We start from the raw sequence: 19,642 nt of genomic DNA on the forward strand, positions 1-19,642 counted from the left end.
CACGAGCGTGGGTGTGGTGTGTGTACTCGACCCGGGCGATACAACGGTTTCGGTTGGGCCGCACGTGCATCCTTCATCACCGGTACTGGTCACTCGATCGTGACACGGAACAAACGTCGTGACAACTCGAACCCACACGTTCCGTCGTGGCGTGTGCCAGCGCGCCGAAACGGTGGGTACAGTCATCACGGCGTTAGTCGTCGCCGGGTGTGTAGCCGGGGAGACTCGCGCCGTAGTCGGCGCCGCCGGTGATCGAATCGGGCTCTTTGATCACGTAGAACATCGCGACGAAGGTCACGATGTACTTGGTGATGATGTCGAGGACGCTGTAGCCCCACGAGGTGATGGCCACGTCGAGGAGCGCGAAGCCTTCCACGCCGAGTGCCCACAGAATTGGGTAGCCGAACCAGCCGACGACAGTGAGTATTTTCAGTGTTGTGAATAGGTCACCGGTACCGGTACGTTCGGCCTCGGCCGACCAATCGACGAGGATAACGTAGACGATGACGAGGAAGAAGATCGAACTGATCGCGAACCACCACCAGCGCATGATCAGACTCGAGGTGGTGAGCGCGGCCGCGAGGCCAGTGATACACATCGCGATAGTAAATGCACAGGTCGTGAGGATCTTCGTCCAGTTCGAGCCAGCGATCATGCCGAGGGCGATGAGGATGAACGGCGTGGAGAATGTCCATGTGAGGTACCGCCCCCACATCGTCAGGACGCCATCCTCACCAGCAGTCACCGTGCCTTCTGCGGGATGGCCACTCGGCATCTCGATGATACTGAGTGTAAGCCCTGATGTCAATCCCGAATAACTCGAGATCGAGACGACCGAGATCAGCATCAGCGACATCGCGATGAGCTTCGCCCGTGGGTCGGTGAGGTTCCGGCCTAGATACGCGATGCCGAGAATCGTAAATCCCGCGAGGGCGATGTTGAGGACAAACGACAGGGCGAGGACCGTGTCGTCGAAGACGTAATCGAACAGTTCTGCTTGCGTGAGTCCGTTTTCGAGCGCAATTCGTTGGATGTCGAACGCGAGTCCATTTGCTGGTGACATGACTGTTTGACGATGCTACCTTCAACAAATTAAAGTATTGTCCATACAGGTAAGGCTAGTGTCTGCATAACTGTCTTGAGACGGTGATTTTCTTCGGGTTACCCGCCTCGATTGATATACTAGGTGTTTTCGGGATCGCGGTTTGCGAGCACGACCACGAGCGCTCCACCTCCGATGACCCAGAAGACGCCCAGCCCGAGCAGGACGATGTTTGCGGTGACGGCCCCGGTGACACCGATCGTGGCGCCGAACAGGACGATTGTAACGAGCATCAGTCGGTAGAACCCCTCTTGCTCGACGAACCAGCGAACGTACTCTTCCATGTGCGACGATGGGGTCGGAGGTGTGGTAGGTATTATGCCTCACCGGGGGGTCCCAGGTGTCGACGGCACCCACACCTACCGTTCTTTGATACACTCGAACGTCCCGTATACACAGCTTTATAACAGTTTCCGGGGTTGGCCACCCTCTCATTGTTAGGCGACACTGTTTCACATGGTCGATCACTACCAGTACGTAACCCGGACCCAACGGCGTCCGAGCGGTGAGTGTACCTGTGCCCACTGGACTCAAACGTGATCTTGGATTGCTTTCGACGACGGCTCTCGCTATCGGGGCGATGGTCGGTAGCGGTATTTTCATTTTACCGGCGATCGCCTACGACGCGGCGGGGCCGGCAGCCGTCCTCGCTTTCTTCTTGGCAGGGCTGCTCGTCTTGCCAGCCGCGATCAGTGCTGCCGAGATGGCGACAGCGATGCCCGAAGACGGCGGGGCATACATTTACGTCGAGCGTGGGATGGGTCCGGTGCTGGGAACTGTCGCCGGTATCGGGACTTGGCTCATGCTCTCGCTCAAGAGTTCTCTCGCGCTCGTCGGCGGCGTTCCCTACCTCGTGGTGTTGGCGCCCGAACTTGCCGACTGGATCGTCCCCTTCGCGATTGGGCTAGCCATATTCTTTACCACCGTGAACATCGTGAGCGCCGAGGGCTCCGGCCGGATGCAGTTTCTCATCGTCGGCGTCATGTTGCTCGTGATGGCGTTGTTCGTTGGAGGTGGTCTTTCCACCTCGACGTTCGATGGTGGACAGACCGCAGGCAGTTTTGACCTCACGAGCGACGGCTTGTTGGCGGCTATCGGGGTCGTCTTCGTCTCCTATGCAGGCGTCACGAAAGTGACTGCCGTCGCTGAAGAGGTCGAGAACCCTGGGCGAAACCTCCCACTGGCGATGGTTGGCTCCCTGCTGTTTACCACCGCCCTCTACGTCGCCGTCGTCTGGGTCGCTATCGGCGTCGCGGACCTCGATCCCGGCGCCGGCTTCGTACCGGAAGGGGGAGAAGACACCGCGCCGATCGCGGCGGCGGCCGACGCCATCTTCGGCCAACTCGGGGTGATCGCCATCGTCCTGGCGGCCCTGCTTGCGCTCGCGTCGACGGCTAACGCCGGCCTCCTGGCAGCCTCGCGGTTCCCCTTTGCGATGGCTCGGGACGGTCTCGTTCCACCGCGCCTCGAGGACGTGAGCGACCGATTTGCGACGCCGGTCAATGCCATCGCACTCACTGGTGCGGTGATGGTCGTTCTCGTCTCCGTTTTCCCGGTCCAGCAGATCGCCCAGTTCGGCAGTGCGTTCCAGATCCTGGTGTTCATCCTGCTCAACATCGCTATCGTCGGCTTTCGTGAGGGGACCATCGAGAATTACAACCCCGAATTCATCGCGCCCTGGTACCCGTGGCTCCAGTTTATCGGGATCGGTGGGGGAGTGCTCGTGTTGAGCCAGATGGGACTCGTCCCCTTCCTCGGTTCGCTGCTCATCGTTGTGGGCTCGCTGGGCTGGTACGGCCTCTACGTTCGACCGCGGGTCGACCGCGAGGGAGCGGCCCGAACGGGTGTCCGTCAGAGTGTCAGCGAGGCTGCGCTCACGCGAACCCGAGAACAGTTCGCGGCCGACCGTCGACGGGACGTCCTCGTCTCGCTGACACCTGCGACTACCGAGGCGGCCCGGACGGACCTCCTCCGTATCGCCACTGATCTTACCCAGCTCGGTGGTGGCTCAGTGACGGTGACCTCCTTCACCGAACGACCCCACCGGGCGTTTACCGACAGCGGCCCGACCGTCACCACCAGTGAGCGCCCGGACTGGATCGAGACGGCCTCGCGTGCCCCGTGGGCTACTGAGAACTCAGACGCAGCGCCCGATCGGCGAGGGAGCAAGAGCTCCGACGACCACTCTGGCGGTCACGATGGCTCCCTTCGAACGAGCGGTGACCAACCCATCAAGACGGCCGAACAGCCCTCGATTACCTACCGTGAAATCACGAGTGAGTCGACGCCCGAAGCTATTGTCGAATACGCCTCTTTCGAGGGCCACGATCTGCTCGTGCTCGAGCGCCGTCGCGAGGAATTACACGACCGATTTCCCACCGGCATCACGAGCTATGTGCTCCGACACGCACCCTGTGGCGTCGTTCTCGTCGAAGATCGTGGCTTCGACGGCGCAGACGAGATAGCGGTCGTAACTACACGTGGCGCGTACGACCCGCTAAAATTGCTCGTCGCCGACGCGATCGCCGAGGAAACCGGCGCCGAGCTGACCCTCTTGCAGGCGGTGCCTGCCGACGTCACTGACGCCCGTCGGGCCACGGTCGAAGAGTACCACACTGAGCTGACTCGGTTGCTGGCGGTGCCTGTCACCTCACGAATCATCGAGGCCGACGATCGACTTGCGGGATTAGCTCGCTTCGCTGAGACGGCAGACTTGGTGGTGACCGGAACCGAAAGCCGTGGCCTCGGTGGATTGCTCCTTGGCCGACCCGGAGATCGTCTTGTCGACGCCGTCGATGCGACGGCGATCATGGTTCAACCGGCGGACCAGCAGCGACCCGGCCTCGTCCAGCAGTACGTCCTCGACCGACTGTTCGATGGGTGAGCCTGCCCTTTTCGTCGTTGCCCCGAGATGGCATCTCTGATCCGTGGATTTACTCACCATGCCCACTGCTATCCACAGCTGTGAACAGTGTGTTCCCGGTATAGACGTGGCTATGCGTAGCGGCTCATGGGACCGCATCGAACGCGATCCCACCGAACTAGTCTGCTCGGTAAACGAGCGTCCTACGTTGCAGTTTAGATGACGCGGTTCTGAAGATAGTCGAGGTGTTTCGCGTTGTAGACGATCCTGACCTCGTCGGTCTCTGCGGAGCCGATGCAGGTCAGACGGACGTTCTTGTCTTCGACCTCTTCGTCCGAGAGGATCTGCTGCATGTCCATCTCGATCTCGCCCTCAACGACGATGGCGGCACAGTTCGCACAGGCGCCGGCGCGACACGAGAAGGGCCAGTCGTAGCCCTGGGCCTCTGCGGCCTCCAGGATGTACTCGCCTTCGGCCACGTCGAGGCTCCCGTAGTCTTCGTCGCCCAGATCTTCGTCGGCGGCCTTCTCGAAGGCCTCGGCGTCCATCTCCCATCCCTGATCGTCCACTACTTCGTAGTTGAGGTATTCTACTGTGGGCATCAGACGGCGGTTCGTGTCCCGCACTGGTATAGCTTGCTGTTCAGTCCTACATCGTTGTTCCCACGGAATGGTGTCTTCGAGCGAAATCCGAACGGGTTCCTCAAAAAATATCTGCCTAATTGCCGAGATTGTGGATCTCCCGAGGACTCTTCTCGCATCGTCGTGAAGCTGCGTCGACACGCGCCTCATCTCGATACGTCAGCCCGGTAGGTTCCTCCTACAGCGGTCACAGCCCGAATATCGGGACGAACTGAAAGGTAAGAAACGCGCCGACAGTTGAGAGAATCGGGACGACGTTCTGCATCAGAATAACCCGGGCGGTCGTCGAGGGATCGAACAGATCTGAGGCCTTCGGAATCTCCGTGACGTCCTCCTGGCCGATCTCTGGTGCCTCTTCGCCCTCCTCTTCAGCGGTGAGTGCCCCGACGGAGACCGCGGTCTCCTCGCCGCGAGCGGCATCAGAGAGCCGCGTCGTTCGAGTCGCTCGCCCCCAGCCCAGCCCAACGATCGACATGGTGGCGATAACGACGAAACTCGCCGGGATGCCAATCCAGGAGAGGCCGACGACGATGGTGGAACTGATCACGGCGACGACGACGGCCGCGGTCAGCGGCAGGTTCGTGATGTCGTTGCCGAGCGTATCGAGCGTCCGCCTGGCGATGGTAAAGGCTCCAATAGCGACCGCGACCGACCCGATGAGTATCGCCGGATTCTCCGCTAACGCGCCGCTTCCGACCAGCGGTGCGACCGCGTTTGCGATGTTGCTCGTCCCCGAACTGAACGCCATCAGGCAGCCGATGAGGATGACGACCCACGAACCGATCCACTCGCGCCTGGAGACACCGCTCTCGATGCTCAGCCGCGGAACAGCCCCGCTTGTGTCGAATCCGACCAGCGCGTCCTCGGCTGCGTTGCCCTCGATCGCGACCCACTCGTTGATGCGCGTGTAGAAGTACCGCCCGACGACGCCGCCGACCCAGAAGCCGATGATCGGGGCAACGATCCACCAGATCGCGATCTCCCCCATCACCGCCCAGTTGAGCTCTCCGGCTGCGAGTCCCAGCGCGGCGATCGCGCCGACGGCGGTCATCGACGTCGACGCGGGAACACCCGCTCGATTGCCGATGAACAGCGCGCCGCCGATAAAAAAGAGGACGGCGACGTTGGCCTCGAGCGTGAAGACTGCTGTGTCGGTCACCAGTTCGGTACCGAGCGTGTGGACAACCTCGCGGCCGATCGTCCATGCGCCGACGATAAAGAAGACAGACATTAGCGCCGCGGCGATCCCCTTCGAGAGAATGTTCGCGCCGACGGCGGGGCCAAACGCCGGCCCCGTCGTCGCGCCGCCGATGTTGTAGCCGACAAAGATGGCGACCAGAATCCCGACGAGCAGCAGAATGTCGCTCACGTCCGTCAATCACGTGGTTCGGAGGTAAAAACCTACGCGATCTACCCGTCGATCCCACCGTGAACACCGCCTGTGCCTCGCGATCCCAAGTGACTTCAACTGACTCTGCGTACTGTGGCACAGTACATGGACTCTCGACTCGCATTCGCTTCGAGGGACTTCTGCCGGCGTCCCGCTTCGGAGTCGCGATCTCAGCGTCGTCTCGTCGCCACCGATTGCTTCGATCGACCCGTCCACCGGAACGAGGGTGATGAGCGCCGATGTTGAATCCGGTTCGCGTCGATGCTGCCGTCGATCTGGCCTACGGTGCGTTGATCGCCCTCTCGATCGTTCTGATCGCAACGCTGGATACCAACATCGGCCTCGCGTTCGGAATCGGTGTCTTCGCATCGTACGTCATCCACGTCGTCTGGAAGATGGCCCGATTTGATCCCAACTGGATGACCCAGGCTGTCGAGGAGACGGTGGGTCAGACCGTCGAAAAACAGGTTGGGGAGACGGTCGAGAAGACTGTTGGGGAGACGGTTGAGAAGACGGTCGGAGAGACGGTCGAGGAGACGGTCGGAGAGACGGTCGAGGAGACGGTCGGAAAGACTGTCGAAGAACAGGTTGGCGAGACCGTCGAAGAGACGGTCGAAAAGACAGTTGGCGAAACTGTCGAAGAACAGGTTGGGGAGACCGTCGAGAAGGCGGTCGGGGAGACGGTTGAGAAGACGGTTGGCGAAACCGTCGAGGAGACGGTTGAGGAAACGGTCGGCGAGACCGTCGAAAAGCAGGTCGAAGCGGTGCAGGCCCAGATCGACGCCGTCGACGAACGGATCGACCGTCGTCCCCGCGAGGACGAGGTCGAAGAACTCGTCGATAAGTCGGCTGACGAAGAGGGCTCGGACACCTAAGGCGGTACCCGAAGCAGTTGACAACGCTGGTGCGTAGCGACGAAACGCGTGGCAACCGGACCCCTCGAAGACGGTTCAGCGAACAACCGTAACCGGGACCGGCGCTCGTTTCGTCACCGTCTCGGCGACGTTTCCGACGAGAAACCGGTGTGTCGTTCGGTCCCAGTCGGCGCCGTGGCTCCCGAGGATAATCGCGTCATAACCCTCGGCGCGGTTGACGATCTGTCGGGCCGGGTGGCCCACGCCGACGATCGTCTCGATCTCTCGATCTCGCTTCTGGGCGACGCCTCGTGCGCGCTCGAAGACCGGCTCGGCCCGCTTGGCAGCGGCGTCGCTGACGTCGTCTTCGAGGACGAGCCCCACCGCGTCGCCCATCATCATCGAGGGAACACCGACGATGTTGAGGACGGTGACCTCGGCATCTGGATGGGCATCGAGTGCGTACGCTAAGGCGGAGGCGGCGTGCTCTGAGTCATCCATCGGGACAAGGACTCGGGTGTGCATACCCGAGATACGTCATCCGGGACTGTAAGTATCTGCCTTCATACGCTGCCGAGACCGAACTCCGTTCTCCTCAGGCGACGCCAGGAACCGCCACGAAGAAGCCGTAGGCCAGAATTGTCGACATTGACGGCCCGATAATCCACATCGAGACGTACTTGATTACCGCCCGCGGATTGAACAGGTCGCTCGCATCGATTACGTCCTCGGATTCGGCCTCCCCGATCGCCGGAGTCGGCTCGTCTTCGTTCTCTTCGGCCACGATCGCACCCAGTTCGATCTCGCGGTCCTCGGCGTCGCTGTCGCGGGTAACTGCTTCCCGGAACGTGATCGGACGAGTTGCTCGGCCCCACCCGATTCCGACGATCGTCATCACGGTTGCCATCACGAGGCTGATCGGGATGCCGATGTACGAGAGGGTGGTCGTGATACTCGAGGCGATCACCATAACGAACAGCGCCGCCAGCAGGGGGATATCGCTTAACTCGCCGCCAACGGAGTCCATCGTCCGTCGGGCGATAGTGAACCCACCGAGCCCGATCGCGAGCGTCGCGACGACGATCGCGACGTCAGCGTCGAGTCCGCCGGCGCCGCCAACTAGAGGCGCTGCGGCGTTCGGAACGTTGCTCGCGCCGGCGCTGAACGCCATGTAACAGCCGATCACGAGCACCATACTTGTCGTCCCGAACTCCATGCGCGTCGTGTTCGGGCCGAACGCCGGACGTGGAACCGTGCCGTTGCGATCGAGGACCAACAACGGTCCCTCAGACTTCTCGATATCGACCCGGCGGTTGACCGCTGGGTAGATGTAGCGTCCGATGATTCCACCGATCCAGAAACCGATGATCGGGGTGACGACCCACCAAGAGATGATTTCCGCGATCGTCGCGTAGTTGAGCGTGTCCGTTGCGAGGCCGAGTCCGGCGATTGCACCGACGGTGGTCATCGAGGTCGGCACTGGGACGCCGAAGATGTTCGCGACCAGCATGCCAAGACCGATAAAGAAGAGCACTGCGACGCCTGCCGTGAGCGTCAACTCGGTCGTGATGATCCCTTCGCTCAGCGTGTCCATCACGTTCCGGCCGACGGTCCACCCGCCGAGGAAGACGAAGACCGTCATGACCGCCGCTGCCGTCGTCTTTTTGACGATACCGGCTCCGACGGATGGCCCCCACGTGATCCCAGTCGAGGAGCCCCCGATGTTGAAGCCCACGAAGACCGAGGCCACGACCCCAACTAGCAGCAGCGTCTCCACCATTGGTAACCAGTACGATCGTGCGCATAAAATAGGTACTGGAATATACTGATACATTATCTGAATAATATACGTTCGAGCGACCCGATCGGCGTCGAAACCGCCGCCTTTACTCGCATTCCCCACGCTCACTCGAGTATGACGCGCGAAGATACGGGTTCGGGAATCGACCACGACGCGTTCGAGGTCGTCCCGGCCGTCGACGTTCAGGATGGCGAGGTCGTCCAGCTCGTGCAGGGCGAACGTGGCACTGAGAAGACCTACGGTGACCCCGTCGACGCGGCCCGACGATGGATCGATGCTGGCGCCGAGACCCTTCACCTCGTCGACTTAGACGGGGCGTTCGAGGGCGAGCGGGCGAACGCAGCGGCCATCGACGCGGTCGTCGAGGCGGTCGACGTCCCCACGCAACTGGGCGGGGGGATCCGCACCGCTGATGACGCCATCGACCTCCTCGAACGCGGCGTCGACCGCGTGATCCTCGGGACGGCGGCCGTCGAGAACCCCGAAATCGTCCGCGAGGTGAGCGACACCCATCCCGACAGCGTGGTCGTCAGCCTGGACGCGAAAGACGGCGAGGTCGTCGTCGAGGGCTGGACCGAGGGTGCCGGAATCACGCCCGTCGAGGCCGCCGAACGCTACGCCGACCTCGGCGCGGCGGGGATCCTCTTTACGAACGTCGACGTCGAGGGCCAGCTCGAGGGCGTCGCGACCGAACCCGTCCGCGAGCTGGTCGAGGCCACGGATATTCCGGTGATCGCCAGTGGCGGCGTCGCGACGCTCGAGGATCTGCGCCAACTCCAAGCGACCGGTGCGGCCGCCGCGGTCGTCGGCAGCGCGCTCTACGAGGGCCAGTTCACGCTCGAGGAAGCGAACGACGCGGTCACGAAATAACTTAGCCTGAAACAGTGGCCGGGAGCGCGCCTCGCCGATCTGGCGAGGCGTGCGACCCGGGGGAGGGCAGGCGCAGCTACGATCTTCACCGCGAGCAGCCGTCAGGCTGCGAGCGGGCCGACGACTGATGTGAGGCGTGTTTCACACGCCGAACGGAAGGAGGAGTGCTTTTGGTCCAGCTTTTGCCGAGGGACGTCGCGAAGGCGCAACTGCGCCTTCGCGACAGACCGCAGCGCAAAAGGTGGGTTCTTAGGACTGCCAGAACGCCGGCGTCAACAGGACGAGGACGGGGATGATCTCGATGCGGCCGACCCACATCATCACGACCATCGCGGCGCGGGTCGTGGTGGGGAACTCGCCGTAGTTGTCCATTGGGCCGGCGCTCTCGAAGGCGGGGCCGATGTTGAGAAAGATCGAGGCAGCGGCGCCGAGCGCCTCGAACTCGGTGACTGAGGCGCCGTGGCGGGCGGCATCGACGACGATCAGGACCGTCAGGGCGAAAAAGAGCACGAGCGCGAGCAGGACGTATGCGAAGATGTCCGTGATGGTGTCCTCGTCGATGACGCTGTCGCCGAGGCGGATCGGACGGACCGCCTGTGGATGAACCGAGGTAAACAGGTTCCGCCGGAGTGCTTTTCCGATCACGAGCCAGCGCAGGCTCTTGATCGAACAGGTCGTGCTGCCGGCCATCCCGCCAACGAACATGCACAGAAAGAGGACGTGTTTCGCGCCGGCGCTCCAGAGGTCGAAGTCCATCGAGGCGTAGCCGGTCGTCGTCACCAGCGAGGTGACGTTGAAGACTCCGTGGCGGATCGTTGGCTCCAGTCCGCGATCGAAGGAGGCGTCGGCCGCCAGAATTCCGACGACGATGGCGCTCGCTCCCGCCAACACGGTCAGATAAAACCGGAATTCCTCGTTTCGCAGCGGTCGCTCGTAGTCGCCCTGAACCACGTAGTAGATGAGCACGATGTTCGTCGCGCCGAGGATCATGAAGGGGATGATCGCCCACTGAACGATCGGTGCGAACGCGCCCGCGCTTTCGGCTTCGGGCGAGAAGCCGGCCGTCGCGACGCTCGTCAGCGCGTGGGAGACGGCGTTAAAGAGGTCCATGTTCGGCGCTACGCCGAGTAGGTGGAGTCCGTAGAAAACGACCGCTGCAGCGACGGTCAGCCCGACGTACAGTCCCCAGATCAGCCGGGCGGTTTCGCCGATGTGTGGGCGCAGTTTTCGGACGTTTCTGGTCTGGGACTCTGTCTCCATCAGCTGGGCCCCACCGACCATCAGGTTCGAGAAGAGGCCGATGGCGACGACCAGGATGCCGAGGCCGCCGAGCCACTGGATCAGCTGTCGCCACAGGAGGATCGACCGCGAGTGCTCCCCGAAGTCGTCGATGACGGTCGCACCCGTCGTCGTGATGCCGCTCATGCTCTCGAAGAGGGCGTTGACCGGTCCGGCGATCGACCCCGACCCAGCGACCACGAAGGGAATCGCACCGATGACGCCGACGCCGAGCCAGGTGAGTGCGACGGTCAGGAGCCCTTCCCGGTGGCCCATATGCGGATCCCGATCTAGTCGCTCGAGTCCGTATCCGAGCGCGGCCGTAACGAGAATCGCGACCAGAAACGGAAGGGGGTCGTCGCCGTCGAACAGTGCCAACACTAGCGGTGCTGCCAGCGGAACGGCGAGCCACTTCAGAACCGTTCCGGCCAGACTACAACTCGACCGCCAGTCGACGCGGACGCGCATTCGTCACCAGTTGTGGCCGGGGGGACGATAATCCGTTCGGAACGTCTTTGGCACCGCTAGCTACCGACACCGCAGCATCCGGTCCGAGCACGGGTTGTCCGTTCTCACGACTGCTTGTAGCCGTGACCGACGTAGAGGGCGACGACGTTTACCGAGAGCAACACCAGAAACGCGACCAGTGTCGTCAGATCGCCCAGCCCTTGGGTGAGCAACGGGAGATGGACGAACGGGAGGGCAATCGCCAGCCAGAACGAGAGGAACTGCGCTGGTCGCTTTAGCTTCTGGAGGTGAAACCGGCTTTCGTGCCGGTCGGCGTCGGTGGATGAGGGCGTAATCGTCTCGTTCGAGAGCGGGGAGCGGTTCGACATCGATGGAATCCTCGGCTGTCACTGACTGTGTTCGCTACTATCATATAACCCACAGACGATTCTCACGGTTTTCCTCGTTTTTACCGTCCCTGTCATCTTCCGACACTACCTGAAACTCCTATAGATGGCTCTAGATGTTTTAAAACACTCTCTAAGAGACGTATCCCGGTCCGCGGACCGCGAGCGCAATCGCCTTGTACCGTCGGGTTCCTGCGTACTCCATGAGCGATCGAACGGCGACGGTCACGCGCGAAACCGGCGAGACCGCGATCGAGTGTCTGGTCGCGGTCGACGGAAGCGGTGAGGCGACGGTCGAAACTGGCGTAGGATTTTTCGATCACATGCTCACGGCGCTCGCCAAGCACGGTCTCTTCGACCTCGAGATCTCCTGTGACGGCGATCTCGAGGTCGACGACCATCACACGGTCGAAGACGTTGCGATCGCCCTCGGGACCGCGCTCTCGGAGGCGCTCGGCGACCGAGCCGGCATTGTCCGCTACGCCGACCGGCGCGTTCCGCTGGACGAGGCCGTTGCGGACGTGGTCGTCGACGTCAGTGGCCGGCCTCGATTCTACTTCGACGGGTCGTTCTCCCAAGACCGGGTCGGCGAGTTTACGAGCGACATGGCTCGCCACTTCGCGGAGTCCCTCGCGATGAACGCCGGGCTGACGCTTCACGCCTCGGTCGAAGGCGAGAACGCCCACCACGAGATCGAGGCGCTGTTCAAGGCGCTTGCCAGAGCGCTCGACGACGCGACGCGACTCGACGACCGCCGCGAGGATGCCCCGAGCACCAAGGGGACCCTCTCGGAGTGAGCCCTGTTCAGACCCGCTGCAGCTGTCCGTCTATCTCTCTGAACTCCTCCTCGCTGATGGCGTAGTCGACGATCGCGTCTACTTCGTTGGGCTGCAGGTCGTAGGCACCGGCTGCCAGCGACTCGACTGCGTCTCGCTCCATCGGAAACTCTCGGTTTCGCAGGAGGCGTACGACCTTCCCGTAGGAACGAGGTGGGCGATCGGATTCGGTTGTCTCTGCCGATTGTACAGTGACTTCGCTGCCTTCTTCGTCCTCCTCGGCGCTTTCGACGCCTTCTTCGGCATCGTCTCGCTCGACCGTTGTGGGAGCTTCGAACGCGTCTGTCGGCGCGTCCGCAGCGTCGTCGGCTCCGTCCGGTTGGTCGTCGCTATCCACGGATTCGTTTGATCCAGTAGACTCGTCGCTACTGTCGGCTCGTGGCGCGTTCTCTGCGCCGTCGAGCCGAGCGAAAAGCGGTTCCAGTAGTCCGCCGAGGCGGTTTCGACACGCCCCACAGAGCATGACGCGTCGCTGCTCGTCTTCGGTTGGCTCCAGTTCCGGCGGGACGATCTCGAACGTGCCAGCCGCCTCCCCCTCGCAGAAGTCACACCGGGTTATCGATCGCATACGGCCCGATACTGACCGCTGGGTAAAAAACGTCCGTCAGACGATTCTCGCTGTTGGTCGACCACCGAACATTATAGTTCGGCCCCCGTACTGCCGGCAACGAATGTTCGACGATATCATGGAGAAGTTCGAGGGCTCACCGAGCCAACAGGCGGTCATCCGCCTGCTGTTAGAGCGCGGGTTCTCGGTCAACGACGAGGGTCGGGTCGTCTCGGGTGGGATCGAAATCCCGAACACGGGTATCGCCCGCGAGATCGGCGTCGATCGACGCGTCGTCGACTCGACGACCGACGTCATCCTCGGCGATTCCGAACTGCGCCGGATCTTCCAGAACATCTCGCAGGTACCGAGTCTGATGGACCTCGCGCCGGTGCTCGATCTGACCGTCCTCGCCGTCGAGGTCGACGACGCCGAGGCGACCGGCATCGTGGCCACGGTGACGGGCCTACTCGCCGACCACGATATCTCGATTCGCCAGACGATCAGCGAGGACCCGGAGTTCACCGACGAACCCCGCCTCTACTTGATTACGGACGACGACCTTCCCGGCGACGTGATCACCGGACTGCGAGACCTCGAATTCGTTCGCCGGATCGAACTTCAGTGAGCCGGCAGCCCCTGTCGTCGTCGAGCCAGCGCACACTTCCACAGTGACCGACCCAGACACCTACCGGACGATCGCCGAGCCCGCCACCAGCCGGTTCGTCGTTCGCGGCTCCGAGTTCGTCGGCCGCGTTCGCCCCGTCGCCGACGTCGCTGCGGCCGAGGCGTTCGTCGAGGCGGTGCAGTCTGAGTACGACGACGCGACCCACAACGTCCCCGCCTACCGCGTTCGCGCCGATTCCGACGGCCAGTTCCTGCGTGCGTATCAGAGCGACGAGGGCGAACCCGCTGGATCGGCGGGGAAACCCGCGCTGAACGTCCTCGAACAACGCGATCTCGAGAACGTCGCCGTCGTCATCACGCGCTACTACGGCGGGACGAATCTCGGCGTCGGCGGACTCGTCCGGGCGTACTCCCGGGCCGTCACCGAGGCGATCGACGAGGCCGGCGTCGTCGAAAAGCGACCCCACGTCAGGCTCCAGTTTACCGTCGAGTACGACGACTCCGGTACCGTTCGGGGGATCTTGGAGAGCGCGGGGGTCGACTTCGACGCGGCGTACGACGCAACGGTCCGGTTCGACGTGCGCGTTCCGCGGGCCGACTCCGACGCGCTTGCGGACCGACTGCGCAGCGCCACGAGCGGGCGCGTCGACCCTGGGCCCGGAGAGACCTCTGGCGGATAACGAACTGACCCGCTCCCGGCACGCAACGGGAGTACACTTACCCGCCTGGACCGGCGACCAACGTGTATGGATCGCAACGTCGGCGGCCTCGACCGGTTTCTCCGGTTCGTCGTGGCGATTACCCTGGTCGGCTACGGCTACCGAACCCGCTCGCGCCTCTCGGGAACGCTCGCGTTTCTCGCCGGGTTCGACCTGTTCGCGACCGCCGTCATCCAGCGCTGTCCCCTGAACGCGCTGCTCGGTATCGACACCTGTGGCGGCGGTGGCGACTGAACGGCTCTCGTTTTGCTACCCGGACTCCAGGGCCCATCCAACGCTCCTGTATGCACTCCTTTCCACTCGAAACCGTCTGCTATCGGTTATTTGGGCCGCCATAACGAAACCGCCAACGAGGCTGGATAGAACTATGCACGGTTCCCGAGACGACGCTGTGCTGGTGCCTGGTGTCACCGCCCCGAGCAGCGTCAGTTGTTTACGATCGCTCAACCCGCGCGGCGTCCGCACTATCGTCGGCTCTGAATCTCCCACAACGCCGGCCGCTGCGTCGCGCCATTGCGACGCGTTCGTCCAGGTGCCTGACCCTGGAGCCAGCCTCTCGGCCTACGGCGACGCGCTACTGTCGGTGGCCCGACGGGAGGACGTCACAACGATCATCCCGGTTCGAGAGGAGGACGTTCACGTCCTCGCGGCGAACCGGGACGCCTTCGCGGAGATCGTCGAGACGCCGTGGCCGGATATGGAGACACTGGGCCGCGTCCAGGATCGGGTGAAGCTGTTCGAGGCCGCCGAAGAGGCGGGTATCGAGACCCCGAAGACGGCTCCGCTCACGGAGTGGGACGACTGGTCCGACGAGACGATCATCAAGCCACGGTACACCCTCGCCTCGCCGGAGTTCCTCGGCCCGGACGCCGATCTCTCGGACATCGGGACGACGGTGTACAACGAGCCCGGAAAGCGTCCCTCGGCGGCGGGCTATCGTGATCGCTGGGGCCACGTTCCACTCGTCCAGGAGTATCTCTCTGATCCCCGCGAGTTCGGCTTTTTCGCCCTCTACGACCACGGCGAGCCAGTCGCGACGTTCCAGCACTGCCAACAGCGCGGCTACAAGTACTGCGGCGGGCCCAGTTCCTACCGCGAGTCGGTCGATATCCCGGCCCTCGAGACCGCAGGCCGCTCCCTGCTGGACGAACTGGAGTGGCACGGGCTCGCCATGGTCGAATTCCTGCGCGATCCCGAGACGGGCGCGTTCAAACTGATGGAGATCAATCCACGGTTCTGGTCCTCGCTTCCGTTTACCGTCCGTGCCGGCGTCGACTTCCCGCGGTACTACTGGGAGCTCGCGACCGATCAGCCGATCTCTTTTTCTGGCGAGTACGACGTGGGCATCGGCGGCCACCTCCTGCGCGGGGAGCTGTGTCACCTCCACAGCATCCTCACCGAGGAGTATCCACTCGTCGAACGTCCCTCGTTCGCCGGTGCGCTCCGGGACGTCGCCACCTCGCTCGCCCGCAACCCCCGATTCGATTACGCGACGATCGACGATCCAGTGCCGTTCATACAGGACGGACTCAACTCCCTCCGGGCGAGCGCCGAGGGACAGCCACTCCCCAGCGTTGGCTCGCGACCGTCACCGAAACAGCAACCGGAGCCCTAAAACAGCCGCCCCGGCTGCAATCGCACAGCTCCGGCCGATCAGGTCGTTCGGAACGCCCGGTCTCCGGCGTCTCCAAGCCCCGGGACGATGAATCCGTGGTCGTCGAGATGGCTGTCGATCGAGACTGTCAGGAGATCAGCTTCGGGACACGACTCGCCGACTCGAAGCAGTCCCTCAGGTGCGGAAACCGCCGAGAGGACGATCAGGTTCTCCGGCTCCGGCGAGTTCTCGACGACGTGGTCTAAGACGGTACACATCGTCGAGCCGGTCGCGAGCATCGGATCGGCGACGATTACCGTATCGTCCTCGGTGATCTCGGGAAGCTTCACGTAGTCGACCGTGATCGGGAACGAGCCGTCTTCGTCCCGGCCGGCCTCCTCGTCGCGGCTGGCGCTGATGACACCCTGTCGGGCGCGGGGGAACGCCTTCAACAGTCCCTCGACGAACGGCGTCGCTGCCCGGAGGACGTTGATGATAACGACGTCGTCGAGTCCGCGGACGCGCTCGCCCATCGTCGGCTCCAGGGGGGTCTCGATCTCGACGTACTGGGTCTCCATCCGGCCGTCGATAATCTCGTAGCCACAGATTCGACCGAGCTTAACCAGTCCCTTCCGGAAGCTGACCTGCTCGGTTTCGACGTCTCGCAGGCGCGAGAGGGTGTCTTTCGCCAGTGCGTGGGTGACGACGTAGGCGTCGTCGCGCTCGTCGATCGTCATACGTCTACTCGCAGGCCCCGCATAGTTCATGCTATCGGTCCTCGTCCCACGCGTTCGATCCTCGATGCCACGCGCTCACACCTGGCAGCGAAGAAGTTTATAGCCGTTCGCGCCATAGCCCCGACCCAGTCGAATGGAAGAGAGCATCTCGGGATTCAAGGTCCGCGGCGACTGGGCGACCGTCGTCGAGCACGGCGAGCGCGTCACCCGCGCCCTGCGAGAGGCCGGTGTCCACGACCCCGATCACGACTCCGGCGCGCGATTCGCCCGCGCGTTCGACGAGTGGGAGGAATGGCGTCCCAAGGCCCACGAGACGCTCGAGGTCGACGTCAGCGAGAAGACCGCAGACCAGGCCAGCGTCGAAGAGGGCGAAGGCGAGAAGGCAGGTAAGGATCCGGACGAGGACATCAAGACGGCCGGGCAGAAGCTTTCGGAATCCTACGAGAAACTGGAAGACGACGATGCCGACGCCGCCGTCGACACCTGGAAGGAGTCGATCGACTACGTCACTCGGGCGGCCGACTCCGCCGGCCGGAAGGCGCTGCGACGGGTCGAGGACACAGTCTACCAGAACGTGATGACCCAGCTCGCCCCCTACTACTTCGACAACGAGCTCGTCAGCGCGAACATCCAGCAGTCGACTCGAAACGGCGGCGACAACGGCGAGCGGTTCGTCTTCGAGGTAAACGTCAACGACGACGTGCTCAAAGAGGATGTCTCGGACTCACTTGCGACCTACGAGGACGAGATCGACCGCTGGCACGTCTCGACCGAAAAAGACACCGACGCCGCCGAGGCGATCGAGGGCGTCGAACCGCCGCCGGAACCCGAAGATCACTCGCGGTCGACGACGAACTGACGCGTTCAATTCCCGCGTTCGCCTTCCACACCGTTTCCGGGGTCGGCACACACTTGTACCACCCCGCAGTAAGGACCGGATAGATGGTCGATCCCGCCACGGTCGCGACGTTTCTGGTCGCCGCCGTCGCCAGCCTCTTTATGGCGTGGGCGATTGGCGCCGGTTCCAGCGGCTCGACCCCGTTTGCGCCAGCGGTCGGCGCAAACGCGATCTCCGTCATGCGGGCGGGCTTTCTCGTCGGCATCTTCGGCTTCGCGGGAGCGGTGTTACAGGGGGCGAACGTCTCCGAGGCCGTCGGCCGCGATCTCATCGACGGTGTCGTTCTCTCGCCGACGGCGGCCACGCTCGCGCTGACGATCGCCGCGACGCTGGTCGCGATCGGCATCTTCACCGGGTATCCGATCGCGACGGCCTTTACCGTCACCGGCGCGGTCGTCGGCGTCGGCCTTGCGATGGGGGGCGATCCGGCCTGGCCGAAGTACGCCGAGATCCTTACGCTGTGGGTGTTGACCCCCTTCGTCGGCGGCGGCCTCGCCTACGCGATCGCTCGACTGCTACGGGACGAACCGATCGCCGAGGAGGTGCTGATCGTCGGACTGGCGGCGCTCGTCGGTGCCGTCGTCGCCAACATCGAGTTCGCCGTCCTCGGCCCGACCGACGGCGGCGCCTCGATCGCCCAGACCGTCGCCGGCTGGCTGCCACTCGCGCCGATCCTCGGTATCGCCCTCGCGACTGCCCTCATGGCCGTTGCCTGGGCGACCGCGATCGGGCTCGATCTCGGAAACGGCCTCGAGCGTGGCGAGCGCCACTTTCTGTTACTGCTGGGTGCGCTCGTCGCGTTCTCCGCTGGCGGCAGCCAGGTCGGTCTCGCGATCGGACCCTTGATTCCGCTCTCGGGTGACGTCGGCCTCCCGTTGCTCGCCTTGCTGCTCGGCGGCGGCTTCGGACTCTTGCTTGGCTCCTGGACCGGTGCCCCGCGGATGATCAAGGCGATCTCCCAGGACTACTCCTCGCTGGGGCCACGTCGCTCGATCGCCGCACTCATCCCCTCGTTCGCGATCGCCCAGGTCGCCGTCCTCTACGGCATTCCGGTCTCCTTTAACGAGATTATCGTCAGTTCGATCATCGGCAGCGGGTACGCGGCTGCAGGCGGTGGCGGCGTCAGTCCTCGGAAGATGGGCTACACCGTCCTGGCGTGGATCCTCTCGCTCGTCGGCGCTGTCGTCCTCTCCTTTGCCGGCTTCGCAGCCGTCGACTGGCTGCTCGGCTGATGAACGCGCTTTGCTCCCTCGCGTCCGTCCCGACCGATATCGAACGCTCTTTACACCGACGGCAGTAAGGTCGACCATGGACGACTCCGAACCGGTCCACTGGCGCCGGGACGCGACCACCTCCCGAACCGTTCGGCTTCTCTGGTCACTTGGCGTCGGGACCTTCTTCGCCGCGATCGGAATCATCGTCTTCTGGCGGCTCTACGATCTGGCCGGACAGATTGGCGGCCAGACCGTTCTCGCCGTCGCCCTCCTCGCGCTCATCGCCACGATTCTTGCACTCGCGGTCGTCGGCCGAACGGAAGCGGGCCTCGATCGTCTCGCAGAGCGGCTCCCGATCGAGAGCGCCTCGCCACAGGCGCTCGAACGAGTCAGAGACGCCGCGGTCGGCGCCGTGGCGATGGGTGGTGTCATTTGGGTGCTGATGATGGCCGGCCGCATCGTCTCCCAGCGTGACCTCATCGAACTCGGTGCTGGCCCGTTCACGGGGCTTGCCGCCCTGCTGATCCCGCTCGCGCTGGTCGCGCTCGTGCTCGCCTCGTTCCTTCGGTCGGTCGGTGCGTTCGACCGCGAGAGCCGCACCATCTACCTCTACGACCCGGATCAGGCAGTCGATCTCGAACACATCGAGGCCGTCTCCATTCGGACGGTCGGCGACGCTGCCGTGCTTCGACTGCGCTACGCACAGCCCGACGGCCAGTACGTTCAGGGCCCACGGCGGATCGTCGTTCCGCAGTCGGTCGCCCGAGAGGTCGAATCGCTCGTCGGTTGACCCACCATCTCCGATCTTCGCGGCTTC

Annotated in this window: 21 protein-coding genes; 11 read left to right on the plus strand and 10 right to left on the minus strand. The window is 63.4% G+C overall.

Annotated features, from left to right (window positions below):
• Window positions 1-193: 193 nt before the first annotated feature.
• Window positions 194-1,063, minus strand: coding sequence for a bacteriorhodopsin (locus tag OB905_13455; GenBank protein MCU4926976.1), 870 nt, complete (start codon window positions 1,061-1,063; stop codon window positions 194-196).
• 119 nt (window positions 1,064-1,182) lie between these two features.
• On the minus strand, window positions 1,183-1,386 hold the full coding sequence (locus tag OB905_13460; GenBank protein ID MCU4926977.1) for a hypothetical protein: 204 nt from the start codon (window positions 1,384-1,386) through the stop codon (window positions 1,183-1,185).
• A 233-nt stretch (window positions 1,387-1,619) separates the two neighbouring features.
• Between OB905_13460 and OB905_13465 the strand changes: the two genes are divergently transcribed.
• Window positions 1,620-3,986 carry an amino acid permease gene (locus OB905_13465; GenBank protein ID MCU4926978.1) on the plus strand — a complete coding sequence of 789 codons (2,367 nt, stop codon included), beginning with the start codon at window positions 1,620-1,622 and terminating at the stop codon, window positions 3,984-3,986.
• Window positions 3,987-4,180: 194 nt separating this feature from the next.
• Here the strand turns inward: OB905_13465 and OB905_13470 are convergent, their stop codons facing one another.
• Both OB905_13470 and OB905_13475 read right to left on the minus strand, forming a co-directional pair.
• A complete protein-coding gene (locus tag OB905_13470) occupies window positions 4,181-4,567 on the minus strand; it encodes a 2Fe-2S iron-sulfur cluster-binding protein (GenBank protein MCU4926979.1) in 387 nt (128 codons plus the stop codon).
• A 226-nt stretch (window positions 4,568-4,793) separates the two neighbouring features.
• Complete coding sequence (locus OB905_13475; protein ID MCU4926980.1) at window positions 4,794-5,975, minus strand: anion permease; 1,182 nt, start codon at window positions 5,973-5,975, stop codon at window positions 4,794-4,796.
• Between the two features lie 260 nt (window positions 5,976-6,235).
• Between OB905_13475 and OB905_13480 the strand changes: the two genes are divergently transcribed.
• A complete protein-coding gene (locus OB905_13480; protein ID MCU4926981.1) occupies window positions 6,236-6,871 on the plus strand; it encodes a hypothetical protein in 636 nt (211 codons plus the stop codon).
• Between the two features lie 75 nt (window positions 6,872-6,946).
• Here OB905_13480 and OB905_13485 read toward each other — a convergent pair whose 3' ends face one another.
• Window positions 6,947-7,375: a universal stress protein gene (locus tag OB905_13485; protein MCU4926982.1), complete on the minus strand. Its 429-nt coding sequence runs from the start codon at window positions 7,373-7,375 to the stop codon at window positions 6,947-6,949.
• 70 nt (window positions 7,376-7,445) lie between these two features.
• Window positions 7,446-8,630 carry an anion permease gene (locus tag OB905_13490; protein MCU4926983.1) on the minus strand — a complete coding sequence of 395 codons (1,185 nt, stop codon included), beginning with the start codon at window positions 8,628-8,630 and terminating at the stop codon, window positions 7,446-7,448.
• A gap of 135 nt (window positions 8,631-8,765) precedes the next feature.
• Here OB905_13490 and hisA point away from each other — a divergent pair, with 135 nt between their 5' ends.
• Window positions 8,766-9,521: a 1-(5-phosphoribosyl)-5-[(5-phosphoribosylamino)methylideneamino]imidazole-4-carboxamide isomerase gene (gene hisA / locus OB905_13495; protein ID MCU4926984.1), complete on the plus strand. Its 756-nt coding sequence runs from the start codon at window positions 8,766-8,768 to the stop codon at window positions 9,519-9,521.
• Between the two features lie 249 nt (window positions 9,522-9,770).
• On the opposite strand, the gene OB905_13500 is transcribed toward hisA, so the two are convergent.
• Together OB905_13500 and OB905_13505 are read right to left on the minus strand one after the other, a co-directional pair.
• Window positions 9,771-11,267, minus strand: a complete 1,497-nt coding sequence (locus OB905_13500; GenBank protein ID MCU4926985.1) for a TrkH family potassium uptake protein — start codon at window positions 11,265-11,267, stop codon at window positions 9,771-9,773.
• A 104-nt stretch (window positions 11,268-11,371) separates the two neighbouring features.
• Window positions 11,372-11,635 (minus strand): hypothetical protein, encoded by a 264-nt coding sequence (locus OB905_13505; GenBank protein MCU4926986.1) that lies wholly within the window; start codon window positions 11,633-11,635, stop codon window positions 11,372-11,374.
• A gap of 221 nt (window positions 11,636-11,856) precedes the next feature.
• On the opposite strand from OB905_13505, the gene hisB reads away from it, so the two are divergent.
• Window positions 11,857-12,450, plus strand: a complete 594-nt coding sequence (gene hisB, locus OB905_13510) for an imidazoleglycerol-phosphate dehydratase HisB (GenBank protein MCU4926987.1) — start codon at window positions 11,857-11,859, stop codon at window positions 12,448-12,450.
• A 7-nt stretch (window positions 12,451-12,457) separates the two neighbouring features.
• Here hisB and OB905_13515 read toward each other — a convergent pair whose 3' ends face one another.
• A complete protein-coding gene (locus OB905_13515; protein ID MCU4926988.1) occupies window positions 12,458-13,057 on the minus strand; it encodes a hypothetical protein in 600 nt (199 codons plus the stop codon).
• 103 nt (window positions 13,058-13,160) lie between these two features.
• On the opposite strand from OB905_13515, the gene OB905_13520 reads away from it, so the two are divergent.
• The 4 genes from OB905_13520 (at window position 13,161) to OB905_13535 (ending at window position 15,997) form a co-directional block, all read left to right on the plus strand.
• On the plus strand, window positions 13,161-13,664 hold the full coding sequence (locus OB905_13520) for an amino acid-binding protein (GenBank protein MCU4926989.1): 504 nt from the start codon (window positions 13,161-13,163) through the stop codon (window positions 13,662-13,664).
• A 43-nt stretch (window positions 13,665-13,707) separates the two neighbouring features.
• Complete coding sequence (locus tag OB905_13525; GenBank protein ID MCU4926990.1) at window positions 13,708-14,343, plus strand: IMPACT family protein; 636 nt, start codon at window positions 13,708-13,710, stop codon at window positions 14,341-14,343.
• A 66-nt stretch (window positions 14,344-14,409) separates the two neighbouring features.
• Window positions 14,410-14,616 carry a DUF2892 domain-containing protein gene (locus OB905_13530; protein MCU4926991.1) on the plus strand — a complete coding sequence of 69 codons (207 nt, stop codon included), beginning with the start codon at window positions 14,410-14,412 and terminating at the stop codon, window positions 14,614-14,616.
• Between the two features lie 133 nt (window positions 14,617-14,749).
• Window positions 14,750-15,997, plus strand: a complete 1,248-nt coding sequence (locus tag OB905_13535; protein ID MCU4926992.1) for a carboxylate--amine ligase — start codon at window positions 14,750-14,752, stop codon at window positions 15,995-15,997.
• A 38-nt stretch (window positions 15,998-16,035) separates the two neighbouring features.
• Here the strand turns inward: OB905_13535 and upp are convergent, their stop codons facing one another.
• Entirely contained in the window at window positions 16,036-16,713 is a 678-nt protein-coding gene (upp, locus tag OB905_13540) for a uracil phosphoribosyltransferase (protein MCU4926993.1), read from the minus strand.
• 133 nt (window positions 16,714-16,846) lie between these two features.
• Between upp and OB905_13545 the strand changes: the two genes are divergently transcribed.
• From OB905_13545 to OB905_13555, 3 genes are all read left to right on the plus strand, one after another.
• A complete protein-coding gene (locus OB905_13545; protein ID MCU4926994.1) occupies window positions 16,847-17,572 on the plus strand; it encodes a DUF5828 family protein in 726 nt (241 codons plus the stop codon).
• 83 nt (window positions 17,573-17,655) lie between these two features.
• Window positions 17,656-18,843, plus strand: a complete 1,188-nt coding sequence (locus OB905_13550; protein ID MCU4926995.1) for an anion permease — start codon at window positions 17,656-17,658, stop codon at window positions 18,841-18,843.
• 76 nt (window positions 18,844-18,919) lie between these two features.
• The gene (locus tag OB905_13555) at window positions 18,920-19,615 is read left to right on the plus strand and encodes a hypothetical protein (GenBank protein ID MCU4926996.1); all 696 of its coding nucleotides are present in this window, start codon (window positions 18,920-18,922) and stop codon (window positions 19,613-19,615) included.
• Window positions 19,616-19,642 lie beyond the last annotated feature (27 nt).

The sequence above is a fragment of the Halobacteria archaeon AArc-dxtr1 genome (assembly GCA_025517425.1).
In the GTDB taxonomy this organism is placed as follows: Archaea; Halobacteriota; Halobacteria; order Halobacteriales; family Natrialbaceae; genus Halostagnicola.

Bases quoted from the DNA above. Each gene is read 5' to 3' on its own strand.
- OB905_13455 (MCU4926976.1), bottom strand. From the start codon at position 1,063: ATGTCACCAGCAAATGGACTCGCGTTCGACATCCAACGAATTGCGCTC.
- OB905_13460 (MCU4926977.1), bottom strand. From the start codon at position 1,386: ATGGAAGAGTACGTTCGCTGGTTCGTCGAGCAAGAGGGGTTCTACCGA.
- OB905_13470 (MCU4926979.1), bottom strand. From the start codon at position 4,567: ATGCCCACAGTAGAATACCTCAACTACGAAGTAGTGGACGATCAGGGA.
- OB905_13480 (MCU4926981.1), top strand. From the start codon at position 6,236: ATGTTGAATCCGGTTCGCGTCGATGCTGCCGTCGATCTGGCCTACGGT.
- OB905_13485 (MCU4926982.1), bottom strand. From the start codon at position 7,375: ATGCACACCCGAGTCCTTGTCCCGATGGATGACTCAGAGCACGCCGCC.
- OB905_13490 (MCU4926983.1), bottom strand. From the start codon at position 8,630: ATGGTGGAGACGCTGCTGCTAGTTGGGGTCGTGGCCTCGGTCTTCGTG.
- hisA (MCU4926984.1), top strand. From the start codon at position 8,766: ATGACGCGCGAAGATACGGGTTCGGGAATCGACCACGACGCGTTCGAG.
- OB905_13500 (MCU4926985.1), bottom strand. From the start codon at position 11,267: ATGCGCGTCCGCGTCGACTGGCGGTCGAGTTGTAGTCTGGCCGGAACG.
- OB905_13505 (MCU4926986.1), bottom strand. From the start codon at position 11,635: ATGTCGAACCGCTCCCCGCTCTCGAACGAGACGATTACGCCCTCATCC.
- hisB (MCU4926987.1), top strand. From the start codon at position 11,857: ATGAGCGATCGAACGGCGACGGTCACGCGCGAAACCGGCGAGACCGCG.
- OB905_13515 (MCU4926988.1), bottom strand. From the start codon at position 13,057: ATGCGATCGATAACCCGGTGTGACTTCTGCGAGGGGGAGGCGGCTGGC.
- OB905_13520 (MCU4926989.1), top strand. From the start codon at position 13,161: ATGTTCGACGATATCATGGAGAAGTTCGAGGGCTCACCGAGCCAACAG.
- OB905_13530 (MCU4926991.1), top strand. From the start codon at position 14,410: ATGGATCGCAACGTCGGCGGCCTCGACCGGTTTCTCCGGTTCGTCGTG.
- OB905_13535 (MCU4926992.1), top strand. From the start codon at position 14,750: ATGCACGGTTCCCGAGACGACGCTGTGCTGGTGCCTGGTGTCACCGCC.
- upp (MCU4926993.1), bottom strand. From the start codon at position 16,713: ATGACGATCGACGAGCGCGACGACGCCTACGTCGTCACCCACGCACTG.
- OB905_13545 (MCU4926994.1), top strand. From the start codon at position 16,847: ATGGAAGAGAGCATCTCGGGATTCAAGGTCCGCGGCGACTGGGCGACC.
- OB905_13550 (MCU4926995.1), top strand. From the start codon at position 17,656: ATGGTCGATCCCGCCACGGTCGCGACGTTTCTGGTCGCCGCCGTCGCC.
- OB905_13555 (MCU4926996.1), top strand. From the start codon at position 18,920: ATGGACGACTCCGAACCGGTCCACTGGCGCCGGGACGCGACCACCTCC.